The organism is Aureispira anguillae, assembly GCF_026000115.1.
Classification (GTDB): domain Bacteria; phylum Bacteroidota; class Bacteroidia; order Chitinophagales; family Saprospiraceae; genus Aureispira; species Aureispira anguillae.
In genome coordinates this window covers 2,172,008-2,186,704 of record NZ_AP026867.1, presented here as the reverse complement: position 1 = coordinate 2,186,704, position 14,697 = coordinate 2,172,008, and the positions used below count along the sequence as shown (strand labels likewise).

The window sequence follows — 14,697 nt, the reverse complement described above, 5'->3', positions numbered from 1 at the left end:
TAGATACAACAAAAGCAACTGTGGGGGAAGATGTTACCGTAAAAGCTTACCCAAAAAACTTTACAACAACATCTTCCTTTCATGGTGTTGAACGCAATGAGATCGGTTTAAAATACTTACCTAAACCTGATTATTTGGAGTTCACACTTCCTGATACACACGTTGCACTCATCACTAATGATGGTTCAGAACTAAGTTTACAGGTTCTTCAAGCCTTAGAGCAAAAAGGGAACAAAGTAGTCGTTCTGAACCTTCATCAAGTGAAAAACCCCATCACTTCCAATGCTGTTAGCCTCTCTTCTAATACCGACCAAGCAATTAAAACAGCTATTGAAACCATTCAAAATCAATACGGGCAAATAGGAACCTTCATCCATTTGCATCCTCATTTTGAGTTTCAAAATGGCAACTTTGCACAGCACTTTGCCATAGAACGAGACTTAACCAAAGCGGTCTTCTTAATCGCCAAACACATCCAACCTTCTTTAAATGAATTGGGTAAAACCAATAGAGCCAACTTTATGACGGTTACTCGCCTAGATGGTAAATCTGGCTTGGGCAAACGAGGCAATACGTCTATTGTTGGAGGTGGACTAAATGGGCTTGTTAAATGTTTAAATTTAGAATGGTCACAAGTTTATTGTCGTGCCGTTGATATTCAACCAGAATTAACAACAACTACAATTGCGAATCATATTCTAACCGAATTACACGACCCTAATCGTTCGGTTATAGAAACTGCAATTAGCGAAGATGGTAGAGCAATGCTAGCCGCTAAAAAGGTAAACGTTTATGAAAATAAACAAATTGAAACCGCAGTGAATGAAAATGCTGTGTTTTTGGTAAGTGGTGGCGCTCGTGGCGTAACGGCCAACTGTGTAATCGAAATGGCTAAAGCTTTCCAATCTAAGTTTATCCTCTTGGGACGCTCTAACTATGCCTTTGAAATTCCTGAATATGCTAAAAATGAGTCGGATGATGGAGCCTTAAAACGCTTGATTATGACCGATATGAAAAACAAGGGTCAAAAACCTAATTTAGCAGAGGTCAAGAAGATTTTTAATAGCATTGTTGCCAAAAAAGAAATTGACCAAACAATCCAAGCCATCAAGCAAAATGGTGGTCAAGCGGTTTATATTAAAGGGGATGTAACGGATGTTACTACTGTCAAACCACAATTGCTTGCCATCACCAAAAGATGGGGCAATATCACAGGAATCATTCACGGTGCAGGGCGTTTGGCCGATAAATACATTCAAGACAAAGCCGAGCAAGATTTTTTAAATGTTCTAACGGTAAAACTAGATGGTTTATTAACGCTATTGCAATGTGTAAACATTCACAAATTGGAGCATTTGGTACTCTTTTCTTCTGTTGCTGGTTTTTATGGTAATGTAGGACAAACCGATTATGCTATTGCCAATGAAATCTTAAGCAAGGCTGCGCATCTCTTTAGAACCAATCATCCGAATACACAAGTATCAGCAATCAACTGGGGTGCTTGGGATGCTGGAATGGTTAGCGATGCCTTAAAGAAAAAATTCGAAGAAATGGGCGTTGTTTTGGTCAATAGCGAAGGAGGTCCTGCTATGATGGTCAACGAAATGAACATTGCTTATGCAGATCAACCGCAAGTAATCATTGGAGGGACTTTACCTGCTGGCATTAGTTATACAGAGGGAGCACTAGAAACCCATCGAATTCACAGAAGCATGACGTTAAAAGATAATCCTTTTTTGATGCATCACGTGATCCAAGGTAATGCTGTATTGCCTGTTGTTAACGCTGTGGGATGGATGGCCAATACTTGCGAACAAGTATTTCCCGATTTTGCCGTGCATATTGTCAAAGATGCCAAATTGTTCAAAGGGTTGGTTTTTGATGGAACTGCTCCCACTAATTATATTGTAGAGCTAAAAGAAATTCAGAAAGATTCGGATACCATCATTATTGAAACAACAGTATTGAGTCAAGCTCCTACTGCTAAGTTACCAACCTATCACTACAAAGCAAATATTACCTTAGTTGCTAAGAAAAATAAGTTGGACATTCCTACTTTTCAGCACCAAGTAAGCAATACTTATACTCCCACCAATGGCGAAACCTTGTATCAAGATGGTTCTTTGTTTCATGGGGAGTATTTTCGAGGAATTGAACAAGTTTTGGACTGGACAGAAAATCAAATCGTCTTAAAATGCAAAGCTCCTGAAGTTCCTCAAAAAGATCAAGGGCAATTTCCTGTTCTTGGCGTGAATACCTTCTTTTCAGACATTCAATATCAAGGAATGGTGATCTGGGTTCAACGCTATAACAATGGTGCTAAATCATTGCCTTTGTCTACTGAGTCCGCAACGGTTTACAAACCTGTTCCTTTTGGCAAAGAATTGTTCGTTCATATAGAAATTGTCGAAAGCAATGAATTTAAAATGGTGGCCAATTGTACGACTTACGATGAGAATGGCGAGGTTTATCTATTTACTAAGAATGCAGCGGTAACCGTTTCGAAAGAATTGGAGTGGTAAAAATTAGGATCTTCAAGAACACAAAAATAGACGATTAAATAATATATGAAAATAGCAATCATAGGAATGTCAGGTTTGTTTCCAGGTTCTTCGACCAACGAAGAATTCTGGGACAACCTAGTGGGTGAGAAAAATTTAATTGAGTTTGCCAACAAAGAAGATTTTGGAGTAGATCCAAATCATTTTTATGAGCCAGGCAAAGGCTTGGTAGACAAATGTTATTCCTTGCGAGGTGGTTACATTCGCAATTTTGATTTCGATCCTAGCGGCTATCAATTGGCTGAAGATTTTGTGGCAAAACAAGATAAATTGTACCAATGGTCTTTGTATGTTGCCAAAGAAGCACTCAAAGATAGCGGTTATTATAACAACGAAGCTGTTTTGGAAAAATGTGGCCTTATCTTGGGCAACCTTTCTTTTCCAACAGGTTCTTCTCATAAGTTACTGTCTAGTGTTTATACCCAAACGACAGAGCAAGTATTGCAAGAATTACTTCAAGATAAGAACTTTAAAATCCAAGCGCATAATTACCCGCAACCAGAAAATGAAGTATTGACCTATACCCCATCCGAAATGGTGGTAAAAGGCTTGGGCTTAGGGGGCGGTCACTATGCATTAGATGCCGCTTGTGCAACTTCTCTTTATGCAATCAAATTGGCTTGTGATGATCTGATGACTGGCAAAACTGATTTGATGTTGGCAGGGGCTGTTTGTGGTTCTGATCAATTGTTTATTCACATGGGCTTTTCCATTTTTCATGCCTATGCGCCGCACGATCAGAAATTTGCACCATTAGATAGTAATTCTGGCGGGTTGGTTTCCTCCGAAGGAGCAGGAATTGTAGTGCTTAAGCGACTAGAAGACGCTCAACGGGATGGCGACAATATATTGGGCGTTATTGGTGGAATTGGTTTGTCTAACGATGGTCGAGGCAAATTTCTATTAAGTCCTAACCCCAAGGGGCAAAAATTAGCGTTTGAACGAGCTTATCTATTAGATGATGTATTGCCACAAAATACAACGTATTTAGAATGCCATGCAACGGGAACTCCTTTGGGCGATGTGACGGAAATGAATTCGATTTCTGATTTCTTTCAGCAACACAATACACACCCTCTTTTGGGTTCTGTCAAATCGAATATGGGACACTTGCTCACTGCGGCAGGTATGACGGGATTATTCAAGGTGCTCTTGTCTATGAAAAAGGGATTTATCCCTCCTAACATCAATCTAACAGAAGCCGTACAAGCGGACAATCAATGGATGCAGGACAAACATATTATCAGCAAAAAAACGGCTTGGAACGGGAAACAAGCAGGGATTAATTCCTTTGGTTTTGGTGGGACCAATGCACACATGGTCATTCAAACTTATGAAAATGAAGCCGTAGAACCGAACCCTTCCACTCCGCTTCTCCCTATGTCTATTGTAGGGATGGAGGCTTATTTTGGAGATTGTACCAATTTGGAAGATTTTTATGCTTCTATTTATAATGGCAAACAACATTTTAGAGCCTTGCCTGCTGAACGCTGGAAAGGTTTTGATGCCAATGAAACGCTATTAAAAGAATATGGTTTTGAAGATGGGAATGCTCCTAAAGGTGCTTATATTGACAGCTTCGAAATTGACTTGCTCCGCTATAAAATACAACCCAAAGAAGCCGAAACACTGGAACCGCAACAGGCTTTGATTTTGAGTGTTGCGGATAAAGCTCTGCAAGATGCAGGCATCCATGAAAGTCAAAATATTGCGGTGTTAATTGCCATGGAATCGGAATTGGCCATCCATCATTACCTTTCTCGTTGGGATAGTAGTTGGCAAATTAAAAATGCGATCAAGAAAAGCGGGATAATACTAGATGAGGAAAAAGAAAAAGAGTTGGAGGAACAATGCAAAAATGCCTTATACTTTAGAGATGGCGGACAAACCCCAAGCCAACATACTAGTTTTGTAGGAAACATTATGGCCAGCCGAATTGCAGCACTTTGGGATTTTTCTGGACCAGCCTTTACGGTTTCTTGCGGTGAAAATTCTGTATTTAAGGCCTTGGAAGTTGCTCAAAACATGCTTTCATTGGGCGAAGTAGATGCCGTAGTAGTTGGAGGAGTTGATTTTTGTGGTGGCTTAGAAAATGTCTTGCTGCGCAATCAAAAATCGCCTGCGAATACTGCTGAGAACCCTAGTTTGAGTTTCAACCAAGATGACAAAGGTTGGTTGGTTGGAGAAGGAGCTGGTGCTGTTGTTTTAAAGCGCAGTAAGGATGCCTTAGAGGATAAAGTTTATGCGACCATTGATAACATTGGCAAGGCTCAAAAATCGCTTGATATTGGTTACCAAGAGGTCGTTGCTAGTGGTATTCCAGAACAAGATCAAGCGGAAATTGCCCAATTGTTACAGACCGAACAGCAGCAAGCCGTGGCGCTAGGTTCTATAAAGACGAATATCGGAAATACTTGTGCAGCTTCGGGCATTGCTAGTCTGATCAAAACCGCTTTGTGTCTGCACCATCGCTTTATTCCTGGTATTCCAAACTGGAAAGCCCCTAAATCTGCGAACGAATTTGCAGCAAGTAATTATTATTTTCCTGCTCAGTCTCGTCCTTGGTTGTTAAATGGCAATCAACGTCAACGAAAAGCTGCTATTAATGGTCTAGAAGGGTTACAAATCCAACTTACTGAAGCAAGTGTTTATCAAGCTAAAGACACTCCTTTAAGCCATGGTAGAATCGCCAATATTATTCTATTAAAAGGCAATACAGAAGCAGAACTAGAGCAACAAATTGCAGCTTTAGAAACGGCCGCAGCTAGTAAAAAAACGTTGCCACAAATTGCAGCGCAGTTTTATACCAATAGCAAAGCGCTACAAAGTACGTATTGTATTTCTGTTGTTGCTAACAATAAAAAAAGCCTAGCACAAGAATTAAAATTCATCCAATTTGGGTTGAGTAGTGCGATTGCTCAAAACAAAGAAATAAAAACCCCTAAAGGTTCTTATTTTACAGGAAACCCCTTGGCTAAAAAAGGAAAAGTAGCCTTTGTCTATCCAGGTTCTGCAACTGCGTATACAGGCTTGGGGCAAGATGTTTTTCAACTCTTTCCTCAGTTGCACAGCCATTTTGAAGACAAAGTGCCAGATATGGCAGATTTTGTCGGTTGTGACTATCTATACCCCAAGACGCAACAGCAGGATGCACCAACTCCAAATATTCATAAAGATGCCATCGCTATGATGTCCGCAGGTGTTTTCTCTTCTGCTATTTATACCCATATTTTACGTTCCTACCTCAAATTGGAACCTCAAATGGCATTTGGTTATAGCATGGGAGAAACTGCGGGTATGTGGTATTCACTAGATGTTTGGAGTCCTGAACGCACCGCTATTTTTAGAAATTCTAATTTATTTTTAACCGAATTATCTGGTGATCTAAATCTGCTTGCAAAAGTATGGAATACAACCCCTCAAGATGCCCAAAAGCGTTGGATTAGTTTGGTTGTACTGGCTCCAAAGGATCAAGTTAAAGCCTTGGTGGCTCGCCATGAAAACACCTACGTCAGTTTTATAAACACCAATAATGAACTGGTAATTTCTGGCGAAAAATCAACTTGTTTGGCAATTGTAAAAGAACTCAATTGCCCTTCCGTTGAAGTGCCTTTCCAAAATGTTATTCATCACAATTTCTGCCAAGCGGCATACGATGAATTAATAGAAATGCACAAATTTCCGCTCCAGATACAACCTAACATCGATTTTTATTCTAGTATTAGTGCTAGTAAATTACCGCTTGATAGTCAGCAAATAGCCGAAAATTCGACCACTGTTTGCTGTAGAACGGTTGATTTTCCTCAAACGGTTGACAGCCTTTATCAAGAAGGAGCTAGAATTTTTGTAGAATTGGGAGCCAATGCCACTTGTACCAACTGGATCAAAACCAACTTAGGAGCCAAAGAACACTTAGCCGTTAGCATGAACAAAAAGGGCAAAGCAGATGCCCAAAACATCATTGAGGTGATCGCTCAATTGCTCAGTCATGGTCTTCAATTGGATTTGGATATTTTATACAAAAATATTTCTCAAGAAGCCGAGGCTCGTTCGTTCAAAAAGAAAATTATCACAGGTGGGCAACGCATCTTTGATGCCTTGTTAAATGAAAATAACAAAGCTAAATTTGCCAACTTACCCAGAAAAAAAGTAGCTAAAAAAGAGCCTGCATTAGCTGTAGCAGCAGTAAGCTCTTCGGTTAGTGCTGCCCCCCTAAAATCATCTGATAGCAATCAAAAAAATATTTCAATAGCCAGTTCTCATACTTTTTCGGGAACACAAAAATCAGTCGTCACCTTGGAAACAAAAACAATGGAAACGGTTAACAAAAATGCCACCAATCAAAACATTGGTGAAAATGGTCTACGACTCCAAGATTTTGAATCTGGAGAACAATTAAAAGGCAAAACAATTATCTTCTCACAAGAAGATTTACAAGAGTTTGCAACGGGAAAAATCGGAAAAGTATTTGGTCCTGAATATGATATTATCGACAGTTATAGCCGTCGGGTAATGCTGCCAATGGATCCTTATCTTTTGGTTAGTCGTGTAACTGGCTTAAACGGTAAAAAAGGAGAATACAAACCTTCTACCATGCAAACCGAATACGATATTCCGTACAATGCTTGGTTTACGACTGATGGTCAAATTCCTTGGGCGGTTTCTGTAGAATCTGGACAGTGCGACTTGCTGTTGATTTCTTACTTGGGAATTGACTTTGAAAACAAAGGGAATTTGGTGTACCGCTTGTTAGATTGCACCCTTACTTTTGTAGATGACCTACCCTTTGAAGGGCAAACCTTACGATATGATATTTCAATCAATTCTTTTGTTCGAAATGGAGATAACTTATTGTTTTTCTTTAGCTACAACTGCTATGTAGAAGATCGTTTGGTTTTAAAAATGCGCAACGGTTGTGCTGGATTCTTTACCGATGAACAACTGGAAGAAGGACTTGGGGTTGTTTATAGCAAAGAAGAATTAGACGCTAAAATAAATGCTAAAAAGCCTAAATTTACGCCTTTATTAAATACTACTAAAACGTCGTTTTCTAAAGAAGATTTGCACCATCTGATCAATGGCGATATAGAAAAATGTTTTGGCAATATTTCTTATTATGCCAATGGGCGCAATAAGTCTTTGTGCTTGCCTCCTGAGCAAATTTTGATGCTTGATCGCATTACTTCTGTTGACCTACAAGGTGGTGCTTATGGCTTGGGGTATATCGTAGCCGAAAAAGATTTGAACCCAAATGATTGGTACTTCCCTAGTCACTTCCGAGATGATGAAGTATTGGCGGGTTCCTTGCAAGCAGAGGGTGGCGGAAATCTACTGCGATTCCTTATGTTAATGTTAGGTTTGCAACGTTTAACCAAAGATGCTCGTTATCAGCCTATTTTTGACTTGCCTCAAAAGGTACGTTGCCGCAAGCAAGTTGTTCCGCACAAGGATACGAAATTGATTTACAAGTTAGAAGTTAAGGAGATCGGCTTGGTTCCTAATCCTTATGTTATTGCTGATCTAGAAATCATCTCTAACGATGTTATTACCGTTCATTTTGAGAACTTAGGTTTGCAATTGCGTGAAAAAGACAATCCTAAATATTTAGAAAAAGAAGCAGGAGTTAAGGTTTCTCCTCGTTCAGCAGGGGCTTTGCTCAATGAAAAAGACATCACTACCTTTGCGCTAGACAACTTATCCAAATGTTTTGGTCCTGACTTTGCTTGTTACGATGGTAGAACGGTTTCTCGTCAGCCCAATACCGATTTGCAATTAATTTCAAGGGTATTAAAAGTAGATGGAGAACGCTTAAATTTCAAAAAGCCTTCTACGATTTATGCAGAATATGATGTACCTGTTGATGCTTGGTATTACCAACAAAACTCTAATGTTACGATTCCTTATTCTGTTCTAATGGAAATTGCCTTGCAGCCTTGTGGTTTATTGGGGGCTTATTTGGGTTCTACTCTGCCATTTTCTGATAAAAACTTGTTCTTCCGTAACCTAGATGGAACAGGCGAAATGTTTGATTTACCTTTCGGAACAGATTTGAGAGGCAAAACGATTCACAACAAATCTGTATTGGTTTCTTCTGTAGCCCTAGGCGGCACAGTGCTTCAAAATTATACCTTTGAACTAACAGTAGATGGGCACTTATTCTACAAAGGAAAATCTTCTTTTGGATTTTTCCCTGGCGAAGCCTTGGCACAACAGGTTGGTTTGGATAATGGAACAGAAGTTCCTGCTTGGTACATCAGCCAAAACTTAAGTCCTAAAGATTATACACAAATAAATCTGGACTCGTTATATGGCAAAATGAAGCTATTCAAAGCTCCTGCCGACCAACCTCATTATCGCTTAGCAGGAGACCAATTGTTATTATTGGATACGCTAAAAATTGTAAAAGATGGTGGTGAACATGGCAAAGGTTATATCCACGCAAGTAAAAAAATTAACACGTACGATTGGTTCTTTACTTGCCACTTCTACCAAGATCCTGTAATGCCTGGTTCTTTGGGAGTAGAGGCGATATTACAAGCCATGCAAACATTTGCCTTACAACAAAACTTGGGCAAAGATTTTAAATCGCCTAAATTTGTACAATTAGACAACCACAAAACCGTTTGGAAATACCGTGGTCAGATCCTATTGGGGGTAGAAAATATGCACTGTGAAGTACATTTTAAAACCATCGAAAAACGAGGAGACAAATTGGCAATTATTGGAGATGCCTACCTTTGGAATGAAGGGACACGCATCTATCAAGTAACTGATTTAGCCTTGGGAATCGAGGAAGCTTAAACGAACATGATAGAATTTCTATTTCATCTTTCGGCTATGTCTGTCATGCCTTTTTGGTTGATGATGATTGCTTTTCCCAATGTAAAGATTTGCAATAAGATCATTCAATCGCCTTGGATTATCATGCCTCCTACAGTTTGTTATTTGATGGCACTACTGCCTAATTTAGCAACTTCTGTTTTGGTTTTTCAAGATCCTACGGCTCAGAGCGTTGCTCTTTTAATGGGGAAACCTTGGGGAGCAACCTTGTTTTGGGCTTATGCAGGAGCTTTTGATTTATTTGTTGGCAGATGGATATTTTTAGATTATAAAAAGGAAGAAATTAGCCATTGGTGGGTAGCGCCTATCTTGTTTATTTGCATATTTTTTGGACCGTTAGCCTTTACGCTATATGGCCTCTTAAAAGGACTGTTTTATTATAAAAATAAATTAAGCAAGGACGTGTAAAAAATGCTATATTGCAACTTTTTAAAGCAGCGCAATCCGCATTTTTTACACTACCTTAAGTCAATTGTTGAATGAAAATTAAGTTATCTGGCATTTTACGTTTTTTTATCTCTTCTCCTAATACCAATATTGTAACAGGAGTGGCTTTGAATGCTATTGTTTCTAAAGAGGCAATAGAACAAGCGTTAAATAAAGTAGCTCAACAGCATTGTTTTCTTCGGATGGTTCCAATTATTGATGAAAATAATGATGCTTATCTACTATTAAAGCCAGACTTAACGATTCTTGTCAAAGAATATCAGGATGTTGCTTACGATGTTTTGGCACATCAGGAGCTACAAGTTGTCCATCAACTCAACCAAAAGCCACTGATTCATTTTGTTTTAAATCAACGAGAAGCCCATACTGATTTAATGGTTGTTGCCAACCATGCCATTTGTGATGGTATGTCCTTAAATAATTTACTGAAACACATCATTCAGGTATTAAATGGTCAAGAACTACCGCCCATTCCCGATTATCAGCCTATTGAAGCACTAGCTCCTGCCCTTCAAGATTCTTGGAGTCAGAATATGCTGATTAAATTGGTGAATAAGCTTTGGCAGAAAAAAGATCTGATCTTAACGCAGCCTATGATTAACCAAGTTTATAAAAACTATTGGGACAATAGAGCGACTAAGGTTTTGATCGAAGATTTTAGTTCAGAAATGACAACGGCAATTATAGCGCATTGCAAAACAAAGCCTTATTCTGTCAATACATTTTTGGGAACGTTATTTTTATACGCTCGACAAGCTGCTGAGGTATACAAAAAGCCCACGATTAAAAATTTTATGATCACGGCTAATCTTAGACCAAAACTACTAAAAGATACCAAGCAAGCGATGGGCTGTTACGTCAATTCTATCAAATTAGATTTGCCTAAGCACTACGAGCAACCGATAGAGGTCTATGCACAAGCATTGCAACAAAAGGTTAGTGAGTGGTTTGATTCTATGGAGCCATTGAGTCTATTAACCTTATTGGATATTAAGGCTTCTGTAATGGATGCCGCTAATCTAAATAAGTATGGTCTGAGAAAAGATTGGCTCATTCAGAAACTCATCAAGCAGTTTGATTTAACAAAGGTAAATACAGAGCTTATTTTGACCAATTATGGCGTTATGCAGCCTAATATTTCTGGTTCATACCAAATAGCACACTATCTGCCTGTTGTTGTTTCTTCTGCCATGACGATCGAAAAATATATTAGCATTTACACCTATAAAGGACAATTGAGAATTGGTATTTGTTATGATGCTAAGGTTATATCAGAAAGTGATATGAAACAATATGTCCAAACATTCAAAAGATTATTAAAAAAACAGTTGTCTATTAAGCAATTACAACTTCAATCTTAACTAGTCAACCAAATTATGAAAATATGATTACTTTCACAGGAACAAAACAGAATTTATACTGGGTGGGCTCTCCTCGTTCAATTTCTTGGGATGAAGCAGGGCAATTAAGCAAATTAAAAAACACAGCCGACAACTGTTTTGTTGTTTTGGACCATGCAGGTAGAATTGGAGTTGCCAATGCAGGCGAATTAAATACCAATGGCAATGGTTTGCAGTTATTGGGTATGGTTGCTCCTATGACCGCTGAACAACTTGGTGATCCTACCTTCAGAAGAGATTACCAATTGAAACACGCTTACAAAACAGGCGCAATGGCCAATGGAATTGCCTCTGAAGCGTTGGTAATTGCAATGGGGAAAGCTGGTTTATTGGGTTCATTTGGAGCAGCAGGTTTGGTTCCTAATAGAGTAGAACAAGCCATTAATACCATTCAAGATGCTCTAAAAACAGAATCTTATGCCTTTAACCTTATCCACAGTCCCAATGAGCCTGCACTAGAGGAAGGTGCTGTAAAACACTTTTTGAGTAGAGGAGTACGTGTTGTTGAAGCTTCTGCTTTTTTAAGCTTGACCATCAATATTGTTCATTATAGAGTAGCAGGGTTGAGCCAAGATGCAGCAGGAAATGTACAAATCAATAATCGAGTGATTGCCAAGATTTCTCGCAAGGAAGTTGCTAGCCATTTTATGCAGCCCGCTCCTAAAAAATATTTAGATCAACTGTTGGCAGATGGAAAAATTACGGCTTTACAAGCACAGCTAGCTGCCAAAGTGCCAATGGCAGATGATATTACAGTAGAAGCAGACTCTGGAGGACACACCGACAATCGTCCTTTGGTTGCTTTGTTGCCTTCTATCATTCGCCTAAGAGATGAATTGCAAGAAGTTCACCAATTTGAAACGCCTATTAGAATTGGCGCAGCAGGAGGAATTTCTACTCCTGAATCGGCTCTTTCTGCCTTTATGATGGGAGCTGCCTATATCGTTACGGGTTCTGTCAATCAAGCTTGTGTTGAAGCAGGAACCTCAGAGCATGTTCGAAAATTGTTGGCCAATGTATCACAAACAGATGTTATGATGGCTCCTGCCTCAGATATGTTTGAGATGGGCGTAGAGCTACAGGTACTCAAAAGAGGCACCTTGTTTGGTCCTAGAGCCAAAAAACTTTATGAGTTCTATACGCAGTACAATTCTATTGATGAAATCCCTCAAGCAGAACGAGAAAAATTAGAAAAGCAAACCTTTAAAAAACCGTTGGAAGAGATTTGGCAAGGTTGTATTGAGTTTTTCCAAGAGCGAGACCCACACCAAATCGAACGAGCACTCAATAACCCCAAACGAAAAATGGCGTTGATTTTCCGTTGGTATCTAGGCTTGTCTTCTAATTGGGCTAATGCAGGTGTCAAAGAGCGTGTTACCGATATGCAAATTTGGTGCGGTCCTGCAATGGGCGCATTCAACGATTGGGCGAAAGGCACTTATTTGGAAGCTTACGAAAATCGTGTAGCTGCTGATATTGCAGGGCATATCATGGATGGCGCAGCTTATTTGTACCGTGTTCAAGCCCTAAAAACGCAAGGGATCAACTTGCCTTCTGAATGGGCTAGTTATACCCCAAAAGAGCAGTATAGCCCTTCTTTGGTTTAATTTATTGTTGTTTTACGGTTCTTTTTGAACTAAAAAATAGCGTTGTTTTTTTGAGATTTTAATTTCCTAAAACTAGGTTATTAAGACATTTCTACTCAAAAACAGCGCTATTTTTTTTGATAAAGTGACTTTTTTGATATTGCATCTGTTGTTGGATTGGTTTAAATTCTAAAAACACAAATTTGAATACTTAGATCCATTAAACAACATCCTATGCAATTACTCACCTTACTATTTTCCCTTTTGTTGCTGGCGAGTTCGGCTACAGCACAGCAGGGATTGGAATGGACAGCTAGTCTTAGCCCCAATTTTTCATTTATTCTAAACAATGATGACCTAAGCGATTCCTCTGAGGATGCTAGACCCAGTTTGGGGAGTTATGCCAACTTCACTATTGGGCATAATTTTACACCAACTGTTGGTTTAGGAACAGGCCTGGGGTTTGTTTATATCCGCCAAAACTACATCAAGCGCAAAACTGCAAACCAAATAAAAGCCTTACAACACAAAGTTTATCGAGAACTTAGTTATATTCGTTTACCGCTTTTAGTCCGTATTAGCTCTAACCCTAGCAACAAATTTAGCTTTTTCATGCGTGCAGGGCTGCATCTTGATATTTTACTAACAGCAAGCAGTACCCATCAGCATCCGCCCCTATCTGGGCTCCCCAATCAAACCATTAATTATAGAACGAAATACAACAAAAAAGAAGAACCTTTGGATATTTTCAGGAGCTTTGTGTTGGGGTTTTCTCTAGAATTGGGTACAAAGATAAAATTTACCGACCAAATTGGTTTACTCTTGCTCGGTCATTTCGAAACCTCGTTTACCAATACAGAAGGTAGTGCTGCACTTGCTTACTTCCCTGCCTCTTTGCAAAGTATTCATGCAAAAGGGTTTTCTTTGATTCGGGCTCAAAGTTGGAACCTCATGCTTGGAATAAGCATAGGAATTATCTACCATCCTTATCGAGCAGGAAGAACGTATCAGAAAAAACGCAAATATCGAACCCACTATTGGAGTTAAATTGGCTCTGACTTTTTAACGCTCATTTGTTCAAGCAAAAATATAATTCTACTTTTGTAGTTCTACCTTACACCAATTGTTTGCGCAAAAGATATGAATACAGTAATAATTGATGATGAATTCCCTGCAATAGAAATTCTTAGTTCCTTTGCTAAAAAAATTCCATTTATTGACCTGAAATTGGCGACCACCAATGCATTTGAGGCCTTGGACCTTCTAAACAGTACAAAAATTGATTTGTTGTTGTTGGATGTGGAAATGCCCGACATCACAGGTTTAGAATTATTAAATGCGCTAGAAAACCCACCGCTTGTAATTCTGACGACTGCTTATGACAATTATGCCCTGAAAGGCTATGAATTAGATTTGGTAGATTATATTCTAAAACCAATCCGATTTGATCGTTTTCTCAAAGGAGTCAATAAGGCCCACAAATTATTTAAGTTACAGCATAACAATTATAATAAAGATTATCTATTGCTTAAGGTAGATTATAAAACGGTTAAAGTTTTATTTCAAGATATTTTATATATTGAAGGATTAAAGGATTACGTAAAAGTTTTTACGACCAAAGCCATGTATTTGACTCGTTTAAATTTAAAAAATATAACCAACAAACTTCCCTCTTCTCTTTTTGTAAGAGTGCATCGTTCTTATGTTGTAGCAATTCATCAAGTTACTTCTTTCCAAAAAGGGCAAATCTTTATTGATACAATCAGCATACCACTTGGTGCCTCCTTTCAAGAACAGTTTTTGGGCTATTTTAAGTAAAAAAGCAGATCTAAGCTAGGACTTAGTCTACACATTTTGCTTCTT

Annotated in this window: 7 protein-coding genes; all 7 read left to right on the top strand. The window is 38.8% G+C overall.

Annotation, left to right across the window (positions count from 1 at the left end):
* Positions 1–20: 20 nt before the first annotated feature.
* The 7 genes from AsAng_RS08495 to AsAng_RS08460 all read left to right on the top strand — a co-directional run bounded on the left by AsAng_RS08495 (position 21) and on the right by AsAng_RS08460 (position 14,652).
* Positions 21–2,522: an SDR family NAD(P)-dependent oxidoreductase gene (locus AsAng_RS08495; protein WP_264792340.1), complete on the top strand. Its 2,502-nt coding sequence runs from the start codon at positions 21–23 to the stop codon at positions 2,520–2,522.
* 45 nt (positions 2,523–2,567) lie between these two features.
* On the top strand, positions 2,568–9,362 hold the full coding sequence (locus AsAng_RS08490) for a PfaB family protein (RefSeq protein ID WP_264792339.1): 6,795 nt from the start codon (positions 2,568–2,570) through the stop codon (positions 9,360–9,362).
* A gap of 6 nt (positions 9,363–9,368) precedes the next feature.
* Positions 9,369–9,809: an ABA4-like family protein gene (locus AsAng_RS08485; protein ID WP_264792338.1), complete on the top strand. Its 441-nt coding sequence runs from the start codon at positions 9,369–9,371 to the stop codon at positions 9,807–9,809.
* 71 nt (positions 9,810–9,880) lie between these two features.
* On the top strand, positions 9,881–11,209 hold the full coding sequence (locus AsAng_RS08480; protein WP_264792337.1) for a condensation domain-containing protein: 1,329 nt from the start codon (positions 9,881–9,883) through the stop codon (positions 11,207–11,209).
* 23 nt (positions 11,210–11,232) lie between these two features.
* Positions 11,233–12,855 carry a PfaD family polyunsaturated fatty acid/polyketide biosynthesis protein gene (locus AsAng_RS08470; RefSeq protein WP_319993640.1) on the top strand — a complete coding sequence of 541 codons (1,623 nt, stop codon included), beginning with the start codon at positions 11,233–11,235 and terminating at the stop codon, positions 12,853–12,855.
* 213 nt (positions 12,856–13,068) lie between these two features.
* Entirely contained in the window at positions 13,069–13,881 is an 813-nt protein-coding gene (locus AsAng_RS08465; RefSeq protein ID WP_264792336.1) for a PorT family protein, read from the top strand.
* 93 nt (positions 13,882–13,974) lie between these two features.
* Positions 13,975–14,652 carry a LytR/AlgR family response regulator transcription factor gene (locus tag AsAng_RS08460; RefSeq protein ID WP_264792335.1) on the top strand — a complete coding sequence of 226 codons (678 nt, stop codon included), beginning with the start codon at positions 13,975–13,977 and terminating at the stop codon, positions 14,650–14,652.
* The last annotated feature ends 45 nt before the right edge of the window (positions 14,653–14,697 follow it).

Coding starts and splice junctions, on each gene's coding strand:
- AsAng_RS08490 (WP_264792339.1), top strand. CDS start 2,568: ATGAAAATAGCAATCATAGGAATGTCAGGTTTGTTTCCAGGTTCTTCG.
- AsAng_RS08485 (WP_264792338.1), top strand. CDS start 9,369: ATGATAGAATTTCTATTTCATCTTTCGGCTATGTCTGTCATGCCTTTT.
- AsAng_RS08480 (WP_264792337.1), top strand. CDS start 9,881: ATGAAAATTAAGTTATCTGGCATTTTACGTTTTTTTATCTCTTCTCCT.
- AsAng_RS08470 (WP_319993640.1), top strand. CDS start 11,233: ATGATTACTTTCACAGGAACAAAACAGAATTTATACTGGGTGGGCTCT.
- AsAng_RS08465 (WP_264792336.1), top strand. CDS start 13,069: ATGCAATTACTCACCTTACTATTTTCCCTTTTGTTGCTGGCGAGTTCG.
- AsAng_RS08460 (WP_264792335.1), top strand. CDS start 13,975: ATGAATACAGTAATAATTGATGATGAATTCCCTGCAATAGAAATTCTT.